Source organism: Rathayibacter sp. KR2-224 (assembly GCF_049446075.1).
GTDB lineage: Bacteria > Actinomycetota > Actinomycetes > Actinomycetales > Microbacteriaceae > Humibacter.
Map to the genome: position 1 here is coordinate 2579885 of NZ_JBMSEB010000001.1, position 24611 is coordinate 2604495.

The following is a 24611-nucleotide window of genomic DNA, read 5'->3' on the forward strand; positions in this document are numbered from 1 at the left end:
TCCGACACCCGTCGTCTCCCGTGCGACGGCGGGTCCCGATCTCAGATCACGGTGGCACCGCCGTCGGCAACCAGCTCCATGCCGTTGACATAGCTCGAATCGTCGGACGCCAGGAACAACGCGACGGACGCGATCTCCTCAGGGCGGCCCATCTCGCGCCGCGGGATCAGCGACTCGAACGAGGCCTTCATCTCCGCGTCCATCACCTCGAGCATCATCGGCGTCGCGACCTGGCCGGGGGTGAGCACGTTCACTCGGATTCTCCGGTCCCGCAGTTCGGCCACCCACACTCGCGCATAGGCGGGCAGCACGGCCTTGCTCGCTGCGTACACGCTCCAATCGGGATAGCCCCTGAGCGACGCGTTCGACCCGGTCATGACGATCGAGCCGCCATCGTTGAACAGTGGAAGCGCCTTCTGCACTGTGAACAACGTGCCGCGAGCGTTCAACGAGAAGGCGGCATCGAAGTGCTCCTCGGTAATCTCGCCGAGCGTCCCCTGCTCGCCTCCCCCTGAACTCGCCCACAGCACGTCGATCGCGCCCTTCTCTTGCTGGACGGTCTCGAACAGACGGTCCAAGTCGGCAAGGTCGGACGAATCGGCCTGCACGCCCGTCACATTCCGGCCGATCAGCTTCACGGCTTCGTCGAGCGCGTCCTTCCGCCTGCCCGAGATGAAGACGTGAGCTCCTTCATCGACGAACAGCTTTGCGCCGGCCAATGCCATGCCACTCGTCGCGCCCGTGATCACCGCGACCTTGCCATCGAGCTTTCCCATGATTACTTGGCCCCGAACGCGATGCCGAAGCCGCCGCCGTTGCGCGCCAAGCCCATGAGCAGGATTCCCGCCCATTCCAAGGCGTGGGTCGTCTCAAGTCCTCCCGCATCGAGCGGCCGCATGCCCAGGCTCTGCAGGAACGCCGCGAACTGCGCCCTCGCCTGGGCATCGCCTCCGGCGAAGAACACGTCCAAGGGCTCGTCTGCAGCGAGCACGCCACGGAAGATCGTGTTGAACGCCTTGACGACGTCCGTGCCCTCAGGGGCGGCAGCGGCGATCTGCTGGGAGACCGAGTTGCCCGGGGTGGTCACAACCCCACTCGCATCGGCATTGAACGGGTTGGTGATGTCGACGAGGATCTTGCCTGCCAGCGCGTTGCCGTAGTGTTCGACCACGTCCACCGCCCCGGCGTAGAGAACGGCGAGGAAGACGATGTCGCCCGCCGGCCGTTCCCCGTACGCGCCGACGGAGGCGGAGTCGCCTATCTGGTCGACGGCGGCCTGCGCCTTGGCGACGTCGCGACTCATGATCTCGACGGTGTGGCCATGCTTCGCCGCCCGGGTACCGATGGCCATGGCCATGTTGCCCGAGCCGATGATGCTGATCGTGGACATAGTGTCCCCCTTCGTGGTGTGTATCCGTTGGTCGGGGTGCTCGCTCAGCCGTCTGTAGGACCGCGAAGGTGAGGCACCCCTCCGGTCTTTGTCGAACCGGAGGGGTGCCTCAGCTATTCCGAATGTGCAGATGGAATTGCCGAAGCGCCTTGTCCTCGTGGTCGGTCCGTCGTTGTCGAGCCAGAAGCTGAGGGTGCCCTCGGCTTCGGAGGTACATTGGCGAAGTGAGCACGATCGACACCGAACAGAGGCGGATGCCCCTGCGCCGCGACGCGCAGGAGCGTCACGACAGACTCATCGCCGCGGCTCGGCGCGAGTTCGCGGCCCGGGGCGTGGACGCCTCCCTGGAACGGATTGCACGCGACGCCGGCGTCGCCATCGGAACTCTCTATCGTCACTTCCCGACCCGCATGGATCTGCTCATGGCCGCGTTCGAGCCCCGATTGCGGGAATTCCTCGAGGGCTCCGAAAAGGCCATGCAGATCGAGGATCCGTGGGAAGCGTTCGTCGACTACCTGGAGAACCTGTTCCGCGTGCAGGCGGGAGACCGAGGTTTCAACGATTTCCTTTCCCGCCGCTTCCCCGGGAGCGCGGACACCGAACGCATCCACGACCAGATGTGCCAGCAGATCGACGACGTGCTCACCCGAGCTCAAGAAGCCGGCGAGGTGCGGCCCGATATCACTCTGGCCGACATCGTCAACCTCATCTGGTCCAACGGCCGCATGATCGACGCCACCAGCGTCACCGCGCCCAATGCCTGGCGGCGCCAGCTCTACCTCATGCTCGACGCCTACCGGGCCAAGCGGGCGCATCCCATCCCCGAGCCGCCGATGACGGACGAGCAGCTTTACGACGCCATGGTCCGGCTGAGCACCGCTGACCGACGCGCCGCGATCGACGTGCTGGGCAGCGATCTGAGATGATCGTGGCGCCGGGGGATGCACGATCCGCATCCGCCCGGGAGGGGGTATCACGGTGCAGAGCCGCGCGGCGGAGACCCGGGAGACACTGCTTCTGGCTGCAGCCCATGAATTCGACGAGCACGGCTACGGCGCGTGCAGCCTGCAGCGAATCGCCGAGCGCCTGGGCAAGACGAAAGGCGCCCTGGGCTACCACTTCCCGAGCAAGGCGTCGCTGGCGCTCTCGATCGTCGAGCGCTTCTACGAGGAGTTGCCCGGTCTGGCCGTGGCCTACCGCACAGGCGAACGGATGGACGTCCGCTCGCTCGTCGCTCTGTCGCTGCACGTCGCCGAGCAATTCCGCGACGACGTCATGGTGCGAGCGGCCGTGCGTCTGCAACGGGATGCCGACGTTGTGGAAGTGCCGTTGCCTGCCCCGTACGTGAATTGGTTGGCTCTCACCGAAGCGGCGCTGACCGACGCCCAGAGCAATGGGCAGCTCGTGGAGGGCGTTGACGTGGTCGCGACCGCGCGCGTGCTCGTTGCCGGGTTCTTCGGCATACAGCAGGTCGCGAGTGCCCTCGGGCACCGGGCCGAGCTGACCGCCTGGGTGCTCGACATGTGGCGCGTCATCCTGCCAGGAGTGGTGGGGGACGAGGCAGAACGAATCCTCATCGACGTCACCGCCGGAGCTTCGGGCGCCGGCGGCTATTCGAACAGGTCGAAGACGCCGAGGCTGTAGTCGACGGCCTCGGGGTTGAGCCGGTGGATCGCCTCGTGCATGTACTGCACGATGTGCAGGTTGTCCGGCTCGGCTTCGGCGCTCGCGGTGGTCAGGGCCATGACCGGAGCGGCGGCATCCAGTACCAAGTACGCGTCCACCCGTTCACCGGCCGACGTGAGCGCACGTAGTTCCACGGTGTCGGCGCTCGCGCTGCGGGCCAAGACCGCCGTGTATTCCACGACCGCATCTGCGGCATCGTCTCCCACCAGCAACGAACGGCCGGCGAACACCAGCTCTTTCACCCGGGCAATGCTATACGGCGTCACGACCCCGTTGACGGGGCTTGACAGCTCAGGTTGCCCGACGGCCTTCCGTCGCCGGCAAGGGAGCAGGGTGTGTGCGGGAGGGCCATGTCGGATGCCCACCGGCTGTTAGTGTCGCCGCCATGGGAGAGACACCAGCGGTGGCGCAGATCTCGCCAGAGCTGGCCGATGCCATCCAGCGCGGTTACGACCAGCGCGATCGGGCGAACATGGCGCCGACCATCGATTACTTCCAAGAATTGCTTGCCGCGAGCCCCGACCACCCGGTCCTCGTATATGAGGTGGGCGGCGCCTACGACACCGCTGGTGAGGAGGAGACGGCCTGCGGCTACTACGAGCGCGCGTTGTCCCTTGGGCTCGAGGGCGACACCCTGCGTCGATGCCTTTGCCAATACGGCAGCACTCTCCGCTGGCTCGGGAGGTTGGACGAGTCGTTGGATGTGCTCGCCAGGGCCCGCGCGCAGTTCCCCGATTCCGACTCCGTACGCGTGTTCCGCGCGCTGACGCTCAACGACGCCCAGCGGGGAGACGAGGCTGTGGCCGAGCTGCTGACGGTGATCACTGAGCATGCCGACGTCACCGACCTCGGGAGGTACGCCACCGGGCTGCGTGGTCTGACGGGTTGGCTCGCCGACGGTCGGCCTGAATAGGGTGCATGTCCGGGTCGAGGTGAGCGCGTTCTAGCTCGAGGGGTCCGCGGCGGCTCTTGTGCGCGGCATCCTCGTCGGACACGCTGGGCTGGTGGACTACCGAGGCCGCGTACCGGCTGCCCCGCTCGACCTGTTCATCGATGACATCTACGTTCTCAGCGGTGAGCCGACGCATCGACGGCTGAACGTTCCGCCGATGCCATCTGCCCACCTGTTCATCAACCTCGCAGAGCTCGTCACGCTGGTGGACTCGCTGCGACCGAGCGTACCCACTGTGTTCACAGACGCTTGGTTCATGGGTGTCTGGACGAGACGGTTCGAGATCGAGTTCGACGCTCGGGTTCGGGTGGTCGGCGTTCATTTCAAGCCTTGGGGCCTCTCGCCGTTCGTCCGGGTCCCATCGCACGAGGTGCGTGACAGGTGGATTCCGGCCGAGGCGCTGTGGGATGCCTCTTCGCCGCGTTTGCGCGAACGGCTCGGCTCGGCCGCTACCCCTGCCATCGCTCTGCAGATCTTGGAGGCTGAGCTCCGCTCGCAGCTGGTCGCCGCACCGCCGCGCGGACTCGAGCTGGTCAACCACACGGCGGTCCGCCTCGAGCGATCGTGGGGCGCCCTTCCGATCAGCTCCCTAGCCGACGGCGCCGGAATCAGCGGCAATCATCTGGCCACACAATATGCATCGCATGTCGGCGTCACACCCAAACGGTTGGCTCGCATCTACCGCTTCGCGCGGCTGATCCTCTCCGTCGACGCGCGGCATCCCGTCGATTGGCCCGCGCTCGCCCAGACCGCGGGATTCATCGACCAGGCCCATCTCAGCAAGGAGTTCAAGGAGTTCACCGGGCAAACACCAACGGACTATCTGGCGCTCCGGCGCCGGTTTCCGTCGCGGCAAGGGTTTCCACCTGATGCCGGGCCAATGCCGGTGATGGATTTCTTACAAGACGCACCTTCGACCCGGAGGACAGGCTAAGCACACGCATCAAATTGGAGGAGAGCCATGGGCAGCGTGGTCATGCACAGCGTCGTATCGGTGGACGGCTTCATCGCCGATGAGCACGACGACGTCGGCTCCCTCCACGAGTGGTATTTCAGCGGCGATACTCCGATCCTCGACCCCGTCGACGCAACCGACGACCACTCTTCCGAGGAGACGTTCGACCATTCCGGGGAGGAGAAGGGCTTTCTCGTCTCGCGAGCATCCGCGGGGTATGTGGGCTCCACGTGGAAGTCGCTGGGTGTGATCGTCATGGGGCGACACCTTTTCGATCTGGTGAACGGCTGGGAAGGTCAGCCGCCTGCCGGGGAGCACGTGGTCGTGGTGTCCCACCGTCCGAAGCCCGAGGGCTGGCATCCAGAAGCCTCGTACCACTTCGTCGACGACCCGACCGCGGCCATCACCATTGCCCAACGACTTGCGGGCGACCGCACGATCAGCGTGAACGCCGGGGAGGTCGGCAGCCAGATCCTGGCAGCCGGACTCGTCGACGAGGTCGCAATGGATGTCGTTCCCGTCATCTTCGGCTCGGGCAAGCGCTACTTCGGGAGCATCCGCGACCAGCACCTGCTCGAAGACCCGCATATTGTCATCCAGGGGGAACGGGTTCTGCACCTGCGCTACAAGGTGCGGCGCTAGTGAAAGCGGTGCCGATGCGGCAATCAGCTCTTCTTGCGGCGACGTGGCGCAGCGGAGCGCGGGGGCGCTGAACGCATGTGGTCGCGGACGCGGCCCAGCACGTCGGCGAGTGACTCGACGTCTTCGCGTGGCAGGGGTTCGAACAACAACTGGTCGAGCACGGCGATGTGGCCCGGAAAGACCTTCGTCAGGGTCTCGCGGCCCTGCTCGGTGATGGTCACGGTGGTTGCCCGCTCATCCTCGAGCGACGTCGCGCGAGTGACCAACCCTCGCTGCTCGAGCGACTGCGCCTGATAGGTAAGCCCGCTCCGGCTGTAGACCACTCCGTCGGCGAGGTCGGTCATGCGACAGCTGCCTTCTGGGGAGTCGCCAAGGCGCGCCAACAGCTGGAACTGCACGTAGCTGAGATCGCCGGCCTCCCGCAGCTGCTGTTCGACAGTGTGCCGCAGAAGGCTGCTCACTTCGATGAGCGAAAAGTAGGCACCCAACTCCGTGGCGTCCAGGGAACGTGCTTCAGCGGCCATGGGGACAGTCTACTTGTGCTACGAACTCAAAGCAGTTGCTACGAACTTGAAGTAGTGCTACTGTTCCTAACAGATGCTTCACATTCGAAGCAATGAGAGGGAGAACATCATGAAGGCAGTACGTTTCCACGAGTTCGGTGCTCCGGAGGTTCTCCGCTACGAGGATGCGGATCAGCCCGTCCCCGAAGCAGGGCAGGTGCTCGTGCGGGTCGCGGGATCCGCGTTCAACCCGGCCGATGCAGGCATCCGCGAGGGCACGCTGCCCTTCCCGGTGGCACTGCCGCATGTGCCGGGCTATGACCTCTCGGGGACCGTCGATGGGGTCGGGGACGGCGTGACGGGCCTCGAGGTCGGCGACGCGGTTGTCGGATTCATCCCGATGGGCGAAAACGGGTCGGCGGCGGAATTCGTCGTGGCACCAGCGGACTCCCTCGTCAAGGCGCCGACCAGGATCGACCTCGCCGACGCGGCCGCGCTGCCCTCGGTCGCGCTCACGGCGTGGCAAGCGCTCTTCGACCTCGCCGAGCTCAAAGACGGTCAGCGGCTGCTCATCACGGGAGCCGGGGGAGCGGTCGGGGGATATGCGGTGCAACTGGCCAAGCGAGCTGGTTCCTATGTGATCGCCACCGCGAGTCCGCGCAGTCGCGCGGCCGTCTCCGCGGCCGGCGCCGACGAGGTGATAGACCACACCACGTCGACAGTGCTCGACTCGGTGACCGAGCCCGTCGACGTGCTGCTGAACCTCGCACCCATCAGCCCCGACGAGTTCGAGGCGCTCGTGCCCCTCGTTCGCGACGGTGGCATCGTCGTGGCCACAACTGCATGGATGACAACGCCAGGTGACGACGAGCGCGGGGTGCGAACTGCGGGAGTGTTCGTGCAAGCGGATGCCGACGACCTGGCCGAGCTTGTTGCCCTGGTCGACAGCGGAGAGCTCACCGTCGATGTGGCCAAGCGCGTGCCGTTGAGCGAGCTACCCGCCATCCACGCCCAGGCGGCTGCAGGCGAGCTCCACGGCAAGGTCGTCGCCGTGCCCGACGCGGCCTGACCCGAGCTCACGTCGATGAAAGGGAAGGCACGGGGCTCGAACATCCGAGGCCGCCCCGTGTTTGCGCGCTACCTGCCCTCCGCAGCGCTGCCTACGACCAGTACGTGAGCTTGTGCGGGTTACGAACGACCCACAGGTTCTGCACCAGGCCGTCAGCCACGGCGATCGCCGCAACAGTGACGGTCTTGCCCGCGGCGTCCACGCCAGCCATGCCGGTTCGTCCGTTGACCGTGGTCAGCTCGAAATGCAGGTCTGGCACCATTCGGCGCAGGTTGACCAGATAGTCGGCGATGGCCTGAGCACCGACTATCGGCTTGATCGCCGCGCGCACGATGCCGCCCCCGTCGGCGATGGCCGTGGCGTTGGGGTCGAGAAGCTGGATGAGGGCTCCGACGTCGCCGCCTTCGACAGCTGCCTGGAACGCGGCGACGACTCGAGCATGTTCGGCCGTCGAGACCCTGTCGCGCCGCGCTGTGCCGATACGACGTCGAGCGGCGGATGCCAGTTGCCGGCAAGCCTGCGGAGTTCGGCCGACCATCTCACCCACCTCCGCGAAGCTGTACGCGAAGACGTCGTGCAAGATGAACGACACCCGCTCAGCCGGCGTCATCGACTCGAGTACCACGAGCATCGCCATGTTCAGAGATTCGTCGAGAGAGACCCGGTCGAGTGGATCGTCCTCACGGTCGGACCGCGTCCGACTCGTCCACGCCAGCCCCGACGGGAGCGGCTCGGGGATCCATTCCCCCACGTAGCGCTCGCGTCTGGCGCGGGCCGAGCCGAGCACGTCGAGGCAGATTCTGGTCGTGACGGTGACGAGCCAGCCGACAGGCGAGGTGATCTCGTCGCGGTCGGCGACAGGCATGGCGTACCAGCGCGCAAACGCTTCTTGAACGGCATCCTCTGCCTCGCTTGTGGACCCGAGCAGCCGGTACGCGATGCTCATCAGCAGTCTGCGATCAGCTGTCACCGTCGGCCGCCTTCTTCTGGAATCTCTTTCCCATGTCTGGATGACGAAGCAGCACTACCAAACGTCAGACCAGACATCCCGGTGAGCTGTTCCGTCATTGCTCTTTGAGGCGGGAAAGTCCCGCTCGCTGACGAATGCGAGTACGCCATCCTCTACTTCATCATCACCCTCGTCGCTGTTGCAGCGAACGCTTTCACTGCCGCCGCCACTTTCGCCCGCGCCAAGTTCGTCGTGGACACGCTGGGCGGCGTGCATCTACCTCGATCGTGGGTCCCCGTCTTCGCGTCGCTGCAGGCGGCGGGAGCGGTGGGCCTGCTGCTGGGGTTGGCAGGCATCCAAGCCATCGGGGCGGCCGCAGCGGTCGGACTCGTGCTCTTCTTCACAGGCGCGATCGTCGTTCACCTCCGAGCGCGCGCCTACCGCAGCTTGCCGTCGCCCGCTCTCTTCTTCGTGCTTGCGGTCGCGACCCTCGTCGTCACGGTCACGCGCTGAGGCGTGGTCGGAGGATACGGAGCTGCATCTCAAAATACTGATAGTAACTATCAAAAAAGTGCTACCCTCGTGATGGAGGTAGCTGTCATGAAAGTAGAATTTCGTCGGTGGTGGGCGCTCGTCGCGGTTGCGCTCAGCGTGCTCGCTATCGGTGTCGACGGAACTGTGTTGTCCGTCGCGCTCCCCACCTTGGCCGGCGCCCTGCGTGCATCCGAGTCGCAACTTGAGTGGTTCTCCGCCGGTTACCTACTGATGCTGGCCGCGGCGGTGCTGCCTGTCGGTCTGCTCGGCGACAGGTATGGCCGCAAGAAGGTGTTGCTCGCTTCGCTTGCCGTTTTCGGGGCGGGGTCCGCGCTGTGTGGCCTCTCCACAACGCCCGACGAGTTCCTCATTGCCCGGCTCCTGATGGGCCTGGCGGGTGCCGGTGTCGCCGTCATGGGACTCACCGCGGTGACGGTCTTCTTCGACGAGGCGACGCGGCCGAAAGCGGTTGGCATCTTCGCCGCGGCGAACTTCCTCTCTTTGCCGCTCGGTCCGATCCTTGGCGGGTGGATGCTCGCAAACCTCTGGTGGGGCTGGGTGTTCCTGCTCAACGTTCCGATCGTCCTGATCGGCTTGCTCGCCGTTGCCATCCTCATTCCCGAGTCACGCGCAGGCCAGCGTCCAGGGCTCGACAACGTGGGAGTGGTGGCATCGGTCGCCGGGCTCGTCGTCTTCACGTACGGCGTCATTGAGGCGGGCCAGCGAGGCTGGACGGATGCCTCGGCACTGGCGTCCCTTGCCACAGGCGTCGCCGTACTGATCGGGTTCGTCTTCTGGGAGATCGCGCTCACGAGACGGGGCGGCTCCCCGCTCGTCGACACGGGGCTATTCCGCTCGAGGGCGTTCTCCGGCGGCGCTGTTCTCGCCGGCGTGTCGGGGATGGGCATGGTGGGCCTGCTGTTCGTGATGCCTCAGTTCTTCCAGGCCGTGCAGGGCGTTGACGTGTTCGGATCAGGCCTTCGCCTGCTGCCGTTCGTCGGCGGCATGCTCGTCGGCGCGGTACCCGCGGGCCGCATAAGTGCTGCGATCGGGCCCAAGGCCACGGTGACAATGGCGTTCGTGGTCATCGCCATAGGCTCCGTGCTCGGCTCGTACACTGTGCGCTCGACCGGCGAGCTGTACATCGCGATCTGGATGGCCGTCGTCTGCGCGGGCGCGGGACTCGGGCTCACGGCATCCATGTCCTCGGCGGTGTCGCAACTGACGCCGGAGCGTAGCGGCGTGGGGTCGGGAGTAGTGCAGGCGATTCAGAAGACGAGTGCACCCCTGGGCACGGCTATCCTCGGCAGTGTGGTCGCCGCGGTGTACTCCGCTCAGCTGACCAAGGCCCTGTCCTCGATTCCCGCACTCTCCGGCTCCGGTGCATCGGCCCTGAAGTCCAGCGTGTATGCGGGAGCGGCGGTGGCTGCGAGGCTTCACTCCTCCCACCTCGCTGACGCGGTGCGCGCCGCGTTCACGCACGGAATGAGCGCAGCCATGCTCGTTTCGGCCGGCATCGCCGTCATCGGGGCCATCATGGCAGTGGTGATTCTTCCGCGATCGGTACAGACCGAGGCGGTGGCGCCATCCGCCACGATCCCAAGCCGAAAGGCACCGTATGTCGAACCGAACGGATGAAGAAGCACGACCGGGTCTGCGCGAGCGCAAGAAGGCCCGGACCAAGGCGGCGATCCAGTCGCACGCGCTTCGCCTGTTCACCGAACAGGGCTACGACGCTACGACGATCGACCAGATCATCGACGCAGCAGAGGTGTCGGAGAGCACGTTTTTCCGCTACTTCCCGAGCAAGGAATCGGTGGTGCTCTTCGACGAGTTCGACCCGACGATCATTGCCGCGTACAGCGCCCAGCCCGACGATTTGGCCCCAGCGGCCGCGATGCGGTCCGCGCTCCGGAATGCCTTCGCCGACCTCACAGGCGAGCAGCGGAAGGAACAGCGCGAGCGCCTAGCAGTGATGATGTCGGTGCCGGCTCTCCGCGGAGCAATGCTCGATCAGTTGTCGCAAGGCGTGCTCTTGCTCTCCAATGTCATTGCCGAGCGGGCCGGCCGGCGGGCAGAGGACTTTGCGGTGCGCACCCTCGCCGGTGCCATCGTGGGATGCATGTTCGCGGTGCTCGCTCAGCTGATCGAGCACCCGGAAGCGGAGATGTTCGAGCTCATCGATGAGGCGTTTTCCTACCTGGAGAACGGGCTCGCGCTCTAACACCGCACCGAGTGAAGCGTCAGTACGACGAGAACAGCGCCTTCTGGGCGATCGCCAGCGCCGCTACTGCGTCGTGTTCGCTCTGAGCCGCGCGCAGGGCATCCACGTCGAGCACGTCAAGGCCACGGTGTGCGGCCTTGAGGAACCGGATGGCATGGTTCGCGGCCGCCACGCCGTCTTCTCGGAACGGGAACTGGTCGAGCTGCCAAACGCCCTCCCAGTCGTTCTTACGGAGTGTCCAGAAGAACTCGAAGAGCTCGATCGGGTGGATGGTTCCGGCGACCATGTCGTCGTCCCATTGCCGAAGGTTGTCGTTGACGTCCATTCCGAAGAGGCGTCCGTAGTCGATGGCCATCTGTGCCGAGTCGGCGGGGGATTCGCCACCGAAGAGCGCATGGCCGAAGTCGAGGAGGATTCCCACGTTGGGCAGTCCGATCTTCTCGATGCCGAGCAGTGTGCGAGCGAGGGAGTCGAAGCTCATGTGCACGCGCGGCTCTCGCGGTTTGTATTCGATGACGAAGCGCAGGTCGGGGTTCTCGCTCGCCAGCTGTGCGACACCATCGATCGAGTTCTTCCATAGGGCACCGTGGTCGACCTGGAACGGGTAGTCCCAGCCGTCCTGTCCCGGCCACAGCTTGACGTAGCTGGCGCCGAAGTAGCGCACGACGTCGGCCGCCCGAGTGACCAGATCGTGGGCCTCCCGGCGCACACCTGGGTCGGGATTCGTGAACGCGCCCTTCGCGAACACCCTGGTGTAGATCTCGGGCGTGATGCCGATCACGCCGAGGCCGTTGGCGTCGAGGGCATTCTTTATCTGCTCGTTGGAGAAGTCTCCACCGAAGAACGGCCAGTTGAGGTCGACCACCGAGAGGTCGTCCACCTTGCCTGCCAGGTTGATCGCGTCGACAATGCTCCGAGGCTCGCCGTATCCGTCAGTGGCGTAACGGTCGACGTAGGTGGCGAAATGCCAGATGCCTGCTCCGTACTTCGGCTCACTCGACATGCTTGTACTCCCTTGAACTGGTGGTTTCGGATGTTTGCCCGCGGCGGTCGGCGGCGCTTCCGCGAGCGGATGCCACTGCTGCTGCCCACGAGCGGCGTCGCTCCTCGGCCGTGACGGAATCGAGTCGCGGGACGAAGGTGTCGCCGGATTGCAGCCCGCCGAGGTCCGGATCCCAGAGGCCCCGAGTCGCGCCGGCCAGCAGTGCTGCACCGTAGGCAGACAGCTCGGCGACCCGCGAACGTTGGACGACTCGCTGGCTGAGGTCGGCCTGAAGTTGTACGAGCCAATCGTTGGCGGACGGGCCGCCGTCCAGCAGCACGGAGCCGATCCTCAGCCCGCCGGCCTCGCAGGCCGCGAGCACGTCTTCCACCTGAAGCGCGATGGAATCGGCGGCTGCCCTGGCCAGCGCGGCGCGGTCTGTTCCCAGCGTGAAGCCGCTCAGCGTTCCCACGGCCGAGGCATCCCACCACGGAGCGGCGAGGCCCGCGAACGCCGGAACGAGGTCTATGCCGTGGAGCACCGGAGCGCCGGCCGCGATCTCGAGCAGTTCCGCGGGCGTCGTCTGCAAAAGGTCTGCGAGCCAGACAAGAGTCGCGCCCGTGGACAGGATGTTGCCCTCGAACGCGCGCATCGTCTTGCCCTGGATCGTCCAGGCGATGGTGCGTGCCAATGACGAGGGCACATACTGCCCCTCACCGACGAGCCCCATCACCGACGAGCCCGTTCCGTAGGTCGCCTTCGCCGCACCCTGGGCACGCACACCATGGCCGTACAGTGCGGCATGCGAGTCGGCGAGTACTGCCGCCAACGGTGCATCACCGCCGCGGCCGGCTCGGTCGGCGTCCGAGGCGATGAGCTCAGGTAACGCTTGCTCGGGGATGTTGAAGATCTCGAGAAGGTCGGCATCCCACGCGACCCGATCGATGTCGAGGAGAAGCGTTCGACTGGCGTTTCCGGTCTCGATCACGTGCTCACCTGTGAGGTTGTACGCCAGCCACGAATCCACCGTGCCGACCGCCAGGTGACCTGCGCGAGAGAGGCGGCGGTCTGGATCCGATTGGTCCAGGAGCCACTCCAGCTTCGGAGCCGAGAACATCGGGTCGAGCGGCAACCCCGTTCGGGCGGCCACGTCGGCGGATATCCCGTCGGCGATCAACCGTTGCACTACGCCGGATGTGCGCCGGTCCTGCCATCCGAGCACGGGGCCGACGCTACGGCCTGTCGCGCGCTCCCAGACGAGCGCCGACTCGCGTTGGGTTGAAAGTCCGACGGCGCAGATGCGGGACCCGTAGGCATCCCGAGCGCGTCGAAGAACGGTCAGCACCGATCGCAGGATCTCGGCGGCGTCTTGCTCGACCCAGCCCGGCCGCGGATGCTGTTGGGAAATCGGAACCGTGTCGACTCCGAGCACTCTGCGCTCCGAGTCCACCACCACGCACTTGGTGGAACTCGTGCCCTGGTCGACCGCGACGATGACCGGAGAATCAGGCACGCCGGAGCGCCGCCTTCGCAGCTTCGGCAATGGACTCCGCGGTCAGACCGAAGTATTCGAGGAGGAACGCCGTGCTGCCGGTGGGAGCGAAATCGCGCAGACCGAGAATCTCAACGGGCACTCGCGCGGCTGCCTCGAGACCGGAAACCACGCTGCTGACGGCGGCGCCGAGGCCACCCGAGACGTTAGCCTCTTCGGCGGTCACAATGGCACGGGTCTCACGCGCGGCGGCGATGACGGTGTCAGCGTCGAACGGAGCCAGGTAGGCGGCATTGAGCACTCGTGCTCTGATGCCTTCTGATGCGAGCAGGTCGGCGGCGGCCAAGGTTCGGCTCACCGTGGTCCCGAGTCCGATCAGTGTGACATCCGTGCCTTCTCTGAGGAGCTGGATCGTGCCGCGCTCCAGTGGGGGAGCGCCCTCGGGGAGGTCAGGTACCTTGAACCGTCCGACCCTGATGAACGCCGGTCGAGGATCCCGTGTCGCGTCTCGTACGGCCTGTCGCGTCTGCTCGCGGTCTGCCGGTACGACGATGTCGAGCCCGGGCAGCGCGCGGAGCCAGGAGAAGTCTTCGACGGAGTGATGCGTCGGACCGAGTTCGCCGTAGGCCATGCCTGGACTCATGCCGCAGAGCGTGACCGGCAGCTGGCTGTAGGTCAGGTCGGCCTTCACCTGCTCCAATGACCGCCCGGTCACGAAGGGCGCCGCGCCGCACGCGAAAGGGATCATGCCGGCGTTCGCCAGCCCGGCGGCCACACCCACGAGGTTTTGTTCGGCGATGCCGACATTGATGAGGCGGTCCGGGAACTCCTCGCGGAACGCCACCAGGTTGCTCGATCCGACCGAGTCGTTGCAGACCGCCACGACGCGCTCGTCGTCGCGCGCTTGCGCTATCAGTTCCTCTGCGAACGAAACTCGGTTGTCGAACACCTCGGCCGGCCGCGAGAGGGCTGTTTCGATCGTTGTCATGTGAGTTCCTCCAGCGCTGCACTCGCCTGATCGGCGCTCGGCACCTTGTGGTGCCATTCGACTCGGTCTTCGATGAACGACACCCCGCGACCCTTGACGGTGTTCGCCACGATCGCCACGGGCCGCCCGGCGCTGGAAGGGCCCAGCGCGGTCAGCAGTTGGTCGTAGTCGTGTCCGTCGACGACGCGTACCTCCCAATTGAACGCTGCGAGCTTCTCGTCGAGGGGATCGAGAGCGTTGGTGTCTTCTGTCCTGGCCCCTTGCTGAAGCCTGTTGCGGTCGATCACCGCGGTCAGGTTGTCGAGGCGGTAGTGCGAGCCGGCCATAAGCGCCTCCCAGTTCGACCCTTCCTGCATCTCGCCGTCGCCCAGAACCACGAAGGTGCGCGATGTGCGGCCGGCGAGCTTTGCACCGATCGCCGTTCCCACCGCTACCGGGAATCCGTGGCCGAGCGGCCCGGTATTCGTCTCCACGCCTGGCACCTTGTTGCGGTTCGGATGCCCATTCAGCGGTGAGAGCGGCGCCATGAATGCGCTCAGTTCGTCGGGTGAGAAATATCCGCACCTGGCAAGGGTCGAATACAAGGAAGCAGCGGCGTGGCCTTTGCTCAAGATGAACCTGTCACGATCCGGCCAATCGGGATGAGCCGGATCGACGTTCAATACGGCGAAGAACAGTGTGGTCAAGATGTCGGTCACCGAGAAGTCTCCGCCGATGTGACCCTGCTGGGCAGTCTCGATCATGGACACGACCGAGCGCCGTATCCAAGTCGCCTGCTCCTTGAGGAGCGCGTTGCGCTCGGCCGGAGGCGCCTCGGCGATCATGTGGCGCAGCAGTCGCCAAGCGTCCACTCGTTCAGCATCCGGATGCAGCATCTGGGTCTTTCTTCCCGTTCTAGAAGGCGAAGCGCCGGTCATCCCTTGACCGCCCCAGCGGTGAGGCCGGAGACGATCCAGCGCTGAAGGCTCGATTGAATAGTCATGGTGGAGGGAAGGGCTCGGCTCACGGCCGAGCGGCGTGGGCCTTGAGCTTCGCGAACATGTCTTCGAGTAGAAAGCGCACGTCGACGCTTTCGGCGACACGCACGGTCCTTCCTTCGACGACGACATTCGTCATGCGAGCGTCGTCACCAAACACGTGGACGGCGCGGTGTCGCCAGATCGCACCGTCGGGGTTGAGAACGACGCTGACAGCGGGTGAGTCGCCCAGCGTGCGGTACTCGATCTCGGGATCCACATGCGCCGCGTTGAATTCCTTCAACTGGCGTACCAGGTACGCGCCGAGCTCTCCGTGGGGCGCGACCTTCTCGTCCAGTTCGGCGTATCCCACGCCGACCATGCGATAGACCGACATCGGGATCTGCCACACCCGGAGGTTCGACTGGAAGACGACGTTCGCGCTGATGACGTCGTTGCTGAGATTGAACTCGCCCTGCGCTTCACCCCCGGTGATCTCGTCGTACGGGGTGCCGCCGATCCAGACGACCGTGAGATCGGGATTGTCCGCGATCGTGGGATCGAGGAGCAAGGCGCTCGCCATGTCGGTGAGCGGCCCGAGGAAGATGACGAACAATGGGCCTGGCTCATGTGCTGCTCGCACGATGAGCCGAGCGCCGTCCGAGTCCACCGGGGTGCCGGCATTTCGCATCGCGTGCGGTGCTCCGTTAGCGACTACGACGTCGGTGCGGCCAAGCAGGCCCAGTAGCAGGTCGACCTCGTCCCGACTTTCCTGCATGCTGTGCGGGCTCCGCCGCTCACCGAAATGGGCGGGAACGATGCCAACCACGTCAAGGCTCGGTGACAGCAGAGCATGCACGATGGCGTACTGATCGTCTGCCTCGTTCTTGGCATCCGTGTTGACGATGAGCCGCCGCTTCACTGTGCGTCACCCCCATCGGCACTGTGCATGCGGATCGAATTCCAAAAGCGTTCTGTCAGACCACGTCCGTGCGCCGTTGCAGGGCCCGTCATTGTTCTCCTTCGTGGGAGTTGGTGGGGAGATGGTGTCGCATGAAGATGCGATGGTGCATGTTCATGCAACAATAGGACTGCGCGCATTCCTTGTCAATGGTGGGCAAATATTCGATTGGAAGACGGCGGCAGGACCAGTGGCAGACACGGGGGCCGCCCATCCGGCTGCCGCTGCATGTTTATGCAGTAAATTCGTGCCTATGACAACTGCCGCGCCCGGGGCGTCCGCTCGGCCACCCGCGCAGAAGAAGGTCGCCCTCCTCACCAAGGTGGCCCGCATGTATCACGAACGCGGTATGACTCAGCCTGAGATCGCCGAACAACTGAACCTGTCCCAGTCCCGGGTCTCACGCTTGCTCAAGGACGCCGTGGAAATGGGTGTGGTGCGCACCATCGTCGTTGCGCCGCCTGGAGTGCATACCGACCTGGAAGACGACATACGTGCTCGGTTCGAACTCCGGGACGTCGTGGTCGTCGACGCGCCTGCCGAACACAACGAAGAGGCCCTCCTTGCGGCCTTGGGCAGCGGGGCCGCTGGGTACCTGGAGGCGTCACTTCGCCCGGATGATCGAATCGGCATCTCTTCGTGGTCTTCGACGCTCCTGGCTGTGCTCAGGGCCATGTCGCCGAGAACCACACGCATGGCCAGGGAGGTCGTGCAGATTCTCGGTGGAGTGGGCAACCCGGCAGCCCAGGTCAAGGCGACTCATCTCGCTGACGGACTGGCTCGCGTGACGGGAAGCAGCGCCGTCTATCTGCCCTTGCCCGGGATCGTGGCCGATGCATCAGTCGTCGACGTTCTTTTGAATGATTCGTACACGGGAACGGCGCCGTCTCTCTGGGATGAGCTGACGGTTGCCCTGGTGGGCATCGGAAGCCTTCAGCCTTCCGAGTTGCTGAAGTCTTCGGGGAACACGATCTCCGCGCAAGACGAGGAGCAGCTACGCAAGCGGGGCGCAGTGGGAGACGTGTGCCTTCGGTTCTTCGACGCCGCGGGCGATCCCGTCGAAAGCGACCTCGAGCGGCGCGTGATCGGGATTTCGTCCGATCAGTTGAAGCGCACGCCGCGTCGCATCGGCGTGGCGGGTGGCGACAGAAAGCACGACGCCGTCGTCGCGGCAGTGCGTGGCGGCTGGGTCAACGTTCTGATCACGGATGAGGACACAGCGGAGTACCTGCTTCGGGCAGACGAGAAGTCGCGGCGCTGACCGCGGCTAGGGCATCCGACTAGCGCGGCGCCGCCCCGGTCGAGCGCCGCACGACCACCTGCGCGGGCGTCGGCCGCAGTTCGGTCTGCTCGCCCGTCATGAGGGTGAGCAGGCGACGGAAGGTCTTGCGCCCCTCTTCTTCGAGCCCGAGGCGGATCGTGGTGAGCGGGGGACGCAGGTACGCGGCCTCGGGAATGTCGTCCATGCCGGTGACCGAGACATCCTCTGGCACGCGCAGTCCCCTGTCGGCGAGCGCCAGGATAGCGCCGATGGCCATCTGGTCGTTGGCTGCGAGTACCGCCGTGTAGGGGAGCTCGGGGCCGAGAGCTCGCACGGCGTCGTATCCGGATTTCGGCGACCAGTCGCCGTGCACGACACCGCCCAGCTCGAGGCCGCGAGCCCCCAGCGCCTCCTCGATGTCCCTCAGGCGGTTGCGGGCCGATGCCCAGCCGACCGGGCCGGCCAGGTGCAGGAAGCGGCGATGACCGAACTCCACCAGATGGCCGACGAGCTCGGCCATCGCATCGCTTCTCGGGTCTTCCTCGAAGGGAATCACGACGGGCACGTGGAACGTCGTGCTCTCGAATGCGTCGTGCAGTTCATCCGTGGATGCGAGCGCGAGGATGCCTGCAACATCCTGCTGGTTCACCAGCTTGATCGCGGCTTCGATGTTCGCCCTGTCACCGACGTCGAGGGCGATGATGTCGAGCACATAGCCGTTTGCGCGCGCCTCTTCGCTCGCACCCTTCGCGACTTTGCCGGGCCCGACCTGGGTGATCTCCTGAGTGAGGGCGACGACGCGGTGAGAGCGGCTCGTGGCAAGCGAACGGGCGGTCAGGTTTGGCCGGTACTGCAGTTCGTCGAGTGCCTTGAGCACCCGCTCCCTGTTCGCGGGCTTGATGCCCGGGTCGCCCTTCAGCAGTCGGCTCACGGTCTGATGGGACACGCCTGCGGCGCGCGCGACGTCGTAGATGGTCGGCTGCTTCGTGGGCGGATGGTCCGCCTGAAGGCCTGTGCCGTCTTGTGACATCTGCCCTCCCGTGCGCGGCGCTGCTGGCCATAACTGTAGGTGTGCCTGGCCGGGTTGCCGCACAGGAATGATCGTGGCACAAGAACGGCACTTCGTTACCGGTAACGAAATCATTACAACATATTGTTACCGGTAACGAAATGGGTTAGCGTTCACCGCGACGTTCCACTCGAGCAGCAGTTCTCAAGACCCGCAACACGCTCGCGGCAACGCCGCCCTGAACAACGCACCCCAGCCAGACAACGGAGTCCCTATGCCGGCAGCCCACTCGTTCGAGCCGACCCGCGTTCTGTTCGGCGCCGCCTACTACGCCGAATACCACACGAGCGACCGCACCGAAGAGGACCTCGACCTCATGGCTGCGGCAGGATTCTCGGTGATCCGCGTGGGCGAGTCCGTCTGGTCGACGTGGGAGCCACGCGAGGGAGTGTTCGATCTCGACTGGCTGGAACCCGTGCTCGATGGGGCGCACCGGCGAGGCATCCGCGTCATCCTCGGCACCCCGACGTACGCGGCGCCGCCGTGGCTGCAGACCGCGTACCCGGAGATCGCGGGCGAGCGCGAGACCGGGAGGCGCATCCCGTGGGGGAGCCGCCAGGAGATGGACTTCACCCACCCGGCATTCAGGTACTTCGCGGAGCGGATCATCCGCAAAGTCGTCGGGCGGTACGCGGGGCATCCTGCGGTCGTCGGGTTCCAAGTGGACAACGAGCCAGGGCTCGAGCTGTTCCACAACCACGGCACCTTCACCCGTTTCGTGCGGCGGCTGGAGCGGCGTTACGGCGACGTCGACACGTTGAACCGTGAATGGGGCCTCACCTACTGGTCGCACCGCATCGCCGACTGGTCCGAGCTCTGGGCGCCCGACGGCAACACGCTGCCCCAGTACGACTTGGAGTGGCGGCGGTTCCAAGCAGAACTGACCACCGAGTTCATCGGGTGGCAGGCGGACATCGTGCGCGAGTACTCGCATCCGAACCAATTCGTGACGACGTGCCTGGCCTACCCCCGACCGGCCGTCGACGACCGCTCGCTGACGCAGTCGCTCGACATCACGGCGGGCAATCCGTACTACGCGATGCAGGACCACCTCGACCTCACGAAGCACGAGGATGCACAGACCCCCTGGACGACCTCGGGCGTCGGCGGATTCTTCCGGCAGGCCGACCGCCTCTTCTCCTCAAAGCAGAAGCGCTTTCTGGTGACTGAGACGAATGCGCAGTCCATCGGCACCAGCTTCATGAACCTGCCGCCCTGGCCAGGCCAGCTGCGTGCGGCTGCGCTCGGCCTGATCAGCCGTGGTGCCGCCATGATCGAGTACTGGCATTGGCACACCCTGCCGTATGGCACGGAGATGTACTGGGGCGGAGTGCTTCCGCACAGCCTGAAGCCTGGCCGCATCTATGAAGAGGTAGCCGAGATCGGCCACCTGCTCGAGCGCGTCGGCACCGCTCTCGACGGTTACGTTCCCGACGCCGACGTCGCGCTGCTCTGGTCGAACGACTCCAGGTGGGCGCTGGAGTTCTTCCCTCCGCTCAGCAACCGGGGCGAGCCGGACCGCCAGTCGTACGAGCACATCTTCGACGCGTTCCACGGCGGCGTGATCGAGTCGGGTGCGCAGGCGCGCATCCTGCACGCCGAGCAGGCGGTGGAGATCGGCGGCGCCGCGCTGGCGCAGCGGTACCCGACGCTCGTGGTGCCCGCGCTGTACGTCGCCGACGACAGGATGCTCGACCTCCTCGGCGCGTACGCGCACGCGGGCGGGCACCTCGTTCTCGGGCCCCGAACCGCATACGCGGACCACCTGGCCAGGGCTCGCGTCGCGGTCGCGCCCGACCGGCTGACCGACGCCTCAGGCGTGCACTACGACGAGTACAGCAACCTCGAGGCCCCGATAGGCGTGGCATCCGATGTTCTGCAGCTGCAGGAGGATGCCGCCGCCACCGGCTGGGTCGACGGGCTGATCGCCGACGGGGCGGAGCAGGTCGTGAGCTACCGGCATCCGCACTTCGGCGGCTTTCCCGCCGTGACCACCAAGGCACACGGCTCTGGACGGGTGACCGTCGTGGGAACGGTGCCGTCGCGCAGCCTGTCTGCCGCTTTGGCCCGGTGGGCCGTGCCGAACCGTGTCGCCGACGAGCTGGCATCCGACGCGAGTGCCCCGGTGACGGTCTCCTCCGGGCGCCTGCCCGACGGCAGCCGCGCCTGGTTCCTCATCAACTGGAGCGGCGATGAGCAGCGCATCGAACTGCTGCAGACGGCCAGGGACGCCGGCGACGGCACCGAGTTGTCGCCCGACGCGCCGTACACGCTTCCGGCCTGGTCGAGCCGGATCCTCCTCACGGAGCACAGCGACCACCGCGAGGGCGACCTCGCCCCCAGCACCACCACAGAAAGAGAAGGTCGACGATGAAGTTCCGAAAGACAGCACTGGCGCTGGCCTCCGGTGCCACCGCGCTCGCGCTGCTGCTCAGCGGATGCAGCAGCCCTGGCGCAAACAGCGGAGCCACGAAACCGGTGAGCCAATCCGACATCGACAAGGCAATGAACACGCCCACCACGCTCACGTTCTGGACCTGGGTTCCGAACATCCAGGACGAGGTGAACCTCTTCGAGAAGAAGTACCCGAAGATCAAGGTGAACGTCGTCAACACGACGGGCGGCGCGCAGCACTATCCGAAGCTGCGTGCGGCACTCAAGGCCGGCAAGGGCGTCCCCGATGTCGCGCAAGTGGAGTACGACTACATCCCGTCGTTCACGCAGACGAAGAGCCTGCTGAACCTGAACCCTTACGGCGCCGCCGGCCTGAAGAACGACTATGTGAACTGGGTGTGGAACCAGGTTGCGAACACCTCGGGCGTGTGGGCAGTTCCGCAGGACTCCGGCCCGCTCGGCACCCTGTACCGGGACGACATCTTCAAGGCCGCCGGCCTGAGCGGTGCACCGGCCACGTGGGATGACTTCGCCAAGGCTGCGGCCGACGTGAAGTCGAAGACGGGTTCGTACATCACCGATCTGCCGGGCAACGACATGTTCCAGATGATCGGGTTCTTCTGGCAGGCCGGAGCGCAGCCCTTCAGCTACGACGGCAAGAAGACGGTCGGGATCGACCTGAACTCGGCCACGAACCAGAAGGTCGTCTCCTACTGGCAGGACCTGATCGACAAGGGCCTGGTCGCCACCGACCCTGACTTCACCGACTCCTACTACCAGGGCCTCGCCGCTAACAAGTACGCGAGCTGGCTCGTGGCTGCTTGGGGCCCCGTGTTCCTGCAGGGCACGGTGAAGAGCACCAGCGGCAAGTGGCGTGCGGGCAACATTCCGCAGTGGCAGGCGGGCGCGAACGTCTCAGGCAACTGGGGAGGCTCCTCGGATGCCGTCATGGCCGCCACGAAGAACCCGATCGCCGCGTACGAACTGGCGAAGTTCATCAACAACGACCAGTCATCCACTGTGATGATGGCGAACAAGCAGTTCCTGTTCCCCACCACCAAGAAGACGCTCACTGATCCGCAGTTCGTGGACGCGAAGAGCGACTTCTACGGCGGCCAGCAGGTGAACAAGTTCTTCGCCGGGGTCTCTGACACCGTCAACCCGAAGTTCGAGTGGCTGCCGTTCATGGACTACGTCAACTCGAGCTACACGAGCACGCTCGGCAAAGCGATCGCCGATCACGGTGACCTGAAGGCCGCACTGGCGACCTGGCAGAACCAGGTCGTGAGCTACGCGAAGCAGCAGGGCTTCACCGTCAAGTAATGCGGCCGGGCTCGGGTGGCCGCGCGCCGCCCGGGCCCTTTCGCCGAAGGAGTCGATCATGTCCGTTCTCACCGCCCGGCGCACGGCGCCGGGCCAAGCTACCCGGCCACGCAGGCCGGAACGGATCGGCGCAGCGCAGACGCGCGCTGCGTGGGTCCTCGTCTTACCCTTCCTCCTGGTGTTCGCCGCGATGTTCCTCGCGCCGCTCATCTACTCGCTCTACCTGAGCCTGTTCAGCTCGCAGCTCGTGGGCGGCCAGGTGTTCGCCGGGCTGGGCAACTACATCCGTGCCGTGCAGGACCCGAGCTTCTGGGCCGGCCTCGGCAGGGTGGGACTGTTCTTGCTCATCCAGGTGCCGATCATGCTCGTCGCCGCCATCTGCTTCGCGCTCGCACTCGACAGCAAGCGCGTGCGAGGCGGCCGGGTGGCGCGGCTCCTGGTGTTCGTGCCGTATGCCGTGCCGAGCGTCGTCGCCACGCTGATGTGGGGCTACCTGTACGGCACCGACTTCGGGCTCATCACCCAGGTCTTCCACGCACTCGGGATGTCCGCTCCCGACCTGCTGTCGCCGCAGAGCATCCTCGGCTCGACCATGAACATCGTGTGCTGGGAGTTCATCGGCTACAACATGATCATTCTCTACGCGGCGCTGCGTTCGATTCCGGAGGATCTCTACGAAGCGGCGGAGATCGACGGGGCCGGTCAGTTCCGCATCGCGTGGAGCATCAAGCTGCCGGCCATCAGGCAGGCGCTCCTACTCACCGTGATCTTCTCGATCATCGGGTCGTTCCAGCTCTTCAACGAGCCGAACCTGCTCGCGAACATCGCGCCCAACTCGATCGGCACCGACTTCACACCGAACCTCTACGCGTACAACGTGGCGTTCAAGAACCAGGACATCAACTACGCCGCGGCCATCGCGTTCCTGCTCGGAGTCATCATCATGGTCGTCTCGTTCGTCGTGCAGACCGCTGCGAACCGAAGGGAGCGTCAAGCATGAGTGCGACAACGCGCGAGGCCACGGCTGCCGTGCCGACGAGGGCGATGGGACGCAACCGGGGGCGCAAGCCGGTAGAGCGGGGCAAGCGCAGGAGCACCCTGCTCACCATCTTCGTGTGGATCTCGCTCATCTACTTCATCGTGCCGCTGCTCTGGCTGTTCATCTCCACCACGAAGGACAACTCCGACCTGTTCAGCACGTTCGGGCTGTGGTTCGGCAACTCCTTCCAGTTCTTCGCCAACTTCGGGAACCTGTTCACGTTCCAGGGCGGCGTCTTCTGGCAATGGGGTCTGAACACGATCATCTACTCGGTCGTCAGCGCCGTTGGAGCGGCGGCGCTCGCGACGGCCGCCGGATACTCGCTCGCGAAGTACCGGTTCCGCGGTCGCACGGCCGTCTTCTCCGTCATCCTCGGCTCGATCATGGTGCCTTTGACGGCACTCGCGATCCCGACCTACCTGCTCTTCGCGGCCGCGAACCTGACCGACTCGATGTGGGCGATCATCCTGCCTTCGTTGGTCAGCCCCTTCGGCGTCTACCTCATGCGGGTCTACGCGATGGAGTCGGTCGACGACAGCCTGCTCGAGGCGGCGAGGATCGACGGGGCTGGCGAGTTCAGGATATTCGGCACCATAGGCGTGCGCTTGCTTGCTCCCGGAATCGTGACGGTGCTGCTGTTCCAGCTCGTCGCCACCTGGAACAACTACTTCCTGCCGCTCATCATGCTGAACACGCCTTCGCTTTTCCCGGTCACGGTGGGTCTTGCGCAATGGCAGGCGACGGCATCCGCGGGCGGGGGAGCGCAGGTTCTGTTCTCCACCGTGCTCACCGGTGCGTTCGTGTCGATCATTCCGCTGATCGTCGCGTTCCTGTTCCTGCAGCGCTATTGGCAGTCCGGCCTCGCGACGGGAAGCGTCAAGGGGTGACGAGCCAGCAACCGGCTGAACGCACGGTGCGCGTTCCAGGCATCCGGGCGATCGCTCGAATCCCGAACGGACTCTTCACCATGGTGCAGAAGTCGAACGGCGTCGTGTACTTCCAGTCGACGCAGAACAGGTCGCTCTATCTGACCGGATCGGCACCGGGAGCTGGCCTCACGCTGCAACCGTCCGACAATGACGCCGGCTCGCAGGATTGGCAGCTGGTGGCGCAGTAGGCACCTCTCCGCCGCCGCGCCGTTTCCGGCCACGCATGACCGCGATGCCCACCCCGGGATCGACTCCCCCGGGGTGGACATCGCTTGCGGTGCGGCTCGGCGCGCGGCTTGCGTGACGCCTTTCC

Annotated in this window: 26 protein-coding genes; 15 read left to right on the top strand and 11 right to left on the bottom strand. The window is 65.5% G+C overall.

The window, feature by feature from the left end:
- Positions 1 to 41 precede the first annotated feature (41 nt).
- Together ACO2Q7_RS11835 and ACO2Q7_RS11840 are read right to left on the bottom strand one after the other, a co-directional pair.
- Positions 42 to 776, bottom strand: coding sequence for an SDR family NAD(P)-dependent oxidoreductase (locus tag ACO2Q7_RS11835; protein WP_423355796.1), 735 nt, complete (start codon positions 774 to 776; stop codon positions 42 to 44).
- 2 nt (positions 777 to 778) lie between these two features.
- Positions 779 to 1390 (bottom strand): NADPH-dependent F420 reductase, encoded by a 612-nt coding sequence (locus ACO2Q7_RS11840; RefSeq protein WP_423355797.1) that lies wholly within the window; start codon positions 1388 to 1390, stop codon positions 779 to 781.
- A 224-nt stretch (positions 1391 to 1614) separates the two neighbouring features.
- Here ACO2Q7_RS11840 and ACO2Q7_RS11845 point away from each other — a divergent pair, with 224 nt between their 5' ends.
- Both ACO2Q7_RS11845 and ACO2Q7_RS11850 read left to right on the top strand, forming a co-directional pair.
- Positions 1615 to 2316, top strand: a complete 702-nt coding sequence (locus ACO2Q7_RS11845) for a TetR/AcrR family transcriptional regulator (RefSeq protein ID WP_423355798.1) — start codon at positions 1615 to 1617, stop codon at positions 2314 to 2316.
- A 52-nt stretch (positions 2317 to 2368) separates the two neighbouring features.
- Complete coding sequence (locus ACO2Q7_RS11850; RefSeq protein ID WP_423355799.1) at positions 2369 to 3034, top strand: ScbR family autoregulator-binding transcription factor; 666 nt, start codon at positions 2369 to 2371, stop codon at positions 3032 to 3034.
- On the opposite strand, the gene ACO2Q7_RS11855 is transcribed toward ACO2Q7_RS11850, so the two are convergent.
- Positions 3001 to 3318 (bottom strand): hypothetical protein, encoded by a 318-nt coding sequence (locus ACO2Q7_RS11855; RefSeq protein WP_423355800.1) that lies wholly within the window; start codon positions 3316 to 3318, stop codon positions 3001 to 3003. The genes ACO2Q7_RS11850 and ACO2Q7_RS11855 overlap by 34 nt on opposite strands.
- A gap of 143 nt (positions 3319 to 3461) precedes the next feature.
- On the opposite strand from ACO2Q7_RS11855, the gene ACO2Q7_RS11860 reads away from it, so the two are divergent.
- The 3 genes from ACO2Q7_RS11860 to ACO2Q7_RS11870 all read left to right on the top strand — a co-directional run bounded on the left by ACO2Q7_RS11860 (position 3462) and on the right by ACO2Q7_RS11870 (position 5625).
- Positions 3462 to 3989: a tetratricopeptide repeat protein gene (locus tag ACO2Q7_RS11860; RefSeq protein ID WP_423355801.1), complete on the top strand. Its 528-nt coding sequence runs from the start codon at positions 3462 to 3464 to the stop codon at positions 3987 to 3989.
- 91 nt (positions 3990 to 4080) lie between these two features.
- Entirely contained in the window at positions 4081 to 4962 is an 882-nt protein-coding gene (locus ACO2Q7_RS11865; RefSeq protein WP_423355802.1) for a DUF6597 domain-containing transcriptional factor, read from the top strand.
- Between the two features lie 27 nt (positions 4963 to 4989).
- Entirely contained in the window at positions 4990 to 5625 is a 636-nt protein-coding gene (locus ACO2Q7_RS11870) for a dihydrofolate reductase family protein (protein WP_423355803.1), read from the top strand.
- A 23-nt stretch (positions 5626 to 5648) separates the two neighbouring features.
- Here the strand turns inward: ACO2Q7_RS11870 and ACO2Q7_RS11875 are convergent, their stop codons facing one another.
- Complete coding sequence (locus tag ACO2Q7_RS11875) at positions 5649 to 6149, bottom strand: MarR family winged helix-turn-helix transcriptional regulator (protein WP_423355804.1); 501 nt, start codon at positions 6147 to 6149, stop codon at positions 5649 to 5651.
- A 109-nt stretch (positions 6150 to 6258) separates the two neighbouring features.
- Between ACO2Q7_RS11875 and ACO2Q7_RS11880 the strand changes: the two genes are divergently transcribed.
- On the top strand, positions 6259 to 7197 hold the full coding sequence (locus ACO2Q7_RS11880; protein WP_423355805.1) for an NADP-dependent oxidoreductase: 939 nt from the start codon (positions 6259 to 6261) through the stop codon (positions 7195 to 7197).
- A 91-nt stretch (positions 7198 to 7288) separates the two neighbouring features.
- Here the strand turns inward: ACO2Q7_RS11880 and sigJ are convergent, their stop codons facing one another.
- Complete coding sequence (sigJ, locus tag ACO2Q7_RS11885; protein WP_423355806.1) at positions 7289 to 8167, bottom strand: RNA polymerase sigma factor SigJ; 879 nt, start codon at positions 8165 to 8167, stop codon at positions 7289 to 7291.
- Between the two features lie 162 nt (positions 8168 to 8329).
- Here sigJ and ACO2Q7_RS11890 point away from each other — a divergent pair, with 162 nt between their 5' ends.
- The 3 genes from ACO2Q7_RS11890 (at position 8330) to ACO2Q7_RS11900 (ending at position 10904) form a co-directional block, all read left to right on the top strand.
- Complete coding sequence (locus tag ACO2Q7_RS11890) at positions 8330 to 8659, top strand: DoxX family protein (RefSeq protein ID WP_423356022.1); 330 nt, start codon at positions 8330 to 8332, stop codon at positions 8657 to 8659.
- Positions 8660 to 8746: 87 nt separating this feature from the next.
- Positions 8747 to 10318, top strand: a complete 1572-nt coding sequence (locus ACO2Q7_RS11895; RefSeq protein WP_423355807.1) for an MFS transporter — start codon at positions 8747 to 8749, stop codon at positions 10316 to 10318.
- Complete coding sequence (locus ACO2Q7_RS11900; protein ID WP_423355808.1) at positions 10299 to 10904, top strand: TetR family transcriptional regulator; 606 nt, start codon at positions 10299 to 10301, stop codon at positions 10902 to 10904. The genes ACO2Q7_RS11895 and ACO2Q7_RS11900 overlap by 20 nt, the downstream gene beginning before the upstream one ends.
- A gap of 19 nt (positions 10905 to 10923) precedes the next feature.
- Here the strand turns inward: ACO2Q7_RS11900 and ACO2Q7_RS11905 are convergent, their stop codons facing one another.
- The 5 genes from ACO2Q7_RS11905 to ACO2Q7_RS11925 form a co-directional block, all read right to left on the bottom strand.
- Positions 10924 to 11907, bottom strand: coding sequence for a sugar phosphate isomerase/epimerase family protein (locus ACO2Q7_RS11905; RefSeq protein WP_423355809.1), 984 nt, complete (start codon positions 11905 to 11907; stop codon positions 10924 to 10926).
- Positions 11897 to 13399, bottom strand: a complete 1503-nt coding sequence (locus tag ACO2Q7_RS11910) for an FGGY family carbohydrate kinase (protein ID WP_423355810.1) — start codon at positions 13397 to 13399, stop codon at positions 11897 to 11899. Before ACO2Q7_RS11910 ends, ACO2Q7_RS11905 begins: the two co-directional genes overlap by 11 nt.
- Positions 13392 to 14366, bottom strand: coding sequence for a transketolase family protein (locus tag ACO2Q7_RS11915; protein ID WP_423355811.1), 975 nt, complete (start codon positions 14364 to 14366; stop codon positions 13392 to 13394). Before ACO2Q7_RS11915 ends, ACO2Q7_RS11910 begins: the two co-directional genes overlap by 8 nt.
- A complete protein-coding gene (locus ACO2Q7_RS11920) occupies positions 14363 to 15241 on the bottom strand; it encodes a transketolase (protein WP_423355812.1) in 879 nt (292 codons plus the stop codon). The genes ACO2Q7_RS11915 and ACO2Q7_RS11920 overlap by 4 nt, the downstream gene beginning before the upstream one ends.
- A 127-nt stretch (positions 15242 to 15368) precedes the next feature.
- The gene (locus tag ACO2Q7_RS11925) at positions 15369 to 16244 is read right to left on the bottom strand and encodes a nucleoside hydrolase (protein WP_423355813.1); all 876 of its coding nucleotides are present in this window, start codon (positions 16242 to 16244) and stop codon (positions 15369 to 15371) included.
- A gap of 292 nt (positions 16245 to 16536) precedes the next feature.
- Between ACO2Q7_RS11925 and ACO2Q7_RS11930 the strand changes: the two genes are divergently transcribed.
- Positions 16537 to 17544, top strand: a complete 1008-nt coding sequence (locus ACO2Q7_RS11930; RefSeq protein WP_423355814.1) for a sugar-binding transcriptional regulator — start codon at positions 16537 to 16539, stop codon at positions 17542 to 17544.
- A 19-nt stretch (positions 17545 to 17563) separates the two neighbouring features.
- Here the strand turns inward: ACO2Q7_RS11930 and ACO2Q7_RS11935 are convergent, their stop codons facing one another.
- A complete protein-coding gene (locus tag ACO2Q7_RS11935) occupies positions 17564 to 18574 on the bottom strand; it encodes a LacI family DNA-binding transcriptional regulator (RefSeq protein ID WP_423355815.1) in 1011 nt (336 codons plus the stop codon).
- A gap of 253 nt (positions 18575 to 18827) precedes the next feature.
- On the opposite strand from ACO2Q7_RS11935, the gene ACO2Q7_RS11940 reads away from it, so the two are divergent.
- From ACO2Q7_RS11940 to ACO2Q7_RS11960, 5 genes are read left to right on the top strand one after another with little or no spacing between them, the layout of a single operon-like run.
- Positions 18828 to 20987, top strand: a complete 2160-nt coding sequence (locus ACO2Q7_RS11940) for a beta-galactosidase (protein WP_423355816.1) — start codon at positions 18828 to 18830, stop codon at positions 20985 to 20987.
- Positions 20984 to 22330: an ABC transporter substrate-binding protein gene (locus ACO2Q7_RS11945; protein WP_423355817.1), complete on the top strand. Its 1347-nt coding sequence runs from the start codon at positions 20984 to 20986 to the stop codon at positions 22328 to 22330. Before ACO2Q7_RS11940 ends, ACO2Q7_RS11945 begins: the two co-directional genes overlap by 4 nt.
- A gap of 58 nt (positions 22331 to 22388) precedes the next feature.
- Entirely contained in the window at positions 22389 to 23330 is a 942-nt protein-coding gene (locus ACO2Q7_RS11950; RefSeq protein ID WP_423355818.1) for a carbohydrate ABC transporter permease, read from the top strand.
- A complete protein-coding gene (locus ACO2Q7_RS11955; RefSeq protein WP_423355819.1) occupies positions 23327 to 24256 on the top strand; it encodes a carbohydrate ABC transporter permease in 930 nt (309 codons plus the stop codon). Before ACO2Q7_RS11950 ends, ACO2Q7_RS11955 begins: the two co-directional genes overlap by 4 nt.
- Positions 24253 to 24486: a hypothetical protein gene (locus tag ACO2Q7_RS11960; protein WP_423355820.1), complete on the top strand. Its 234-nt coding sequence runs from the start codon at positions 24253 to 24255 to the stop codon at positions 24484 to 24486. The genes ACO2Q7_RS11955 and ACO2Q7_RS11960 overlap by 4 nt, the downstream gene beginning before the upstream one ends.
- Positions 24487 to 24611 lie beyond the last annotated feature (125 nt).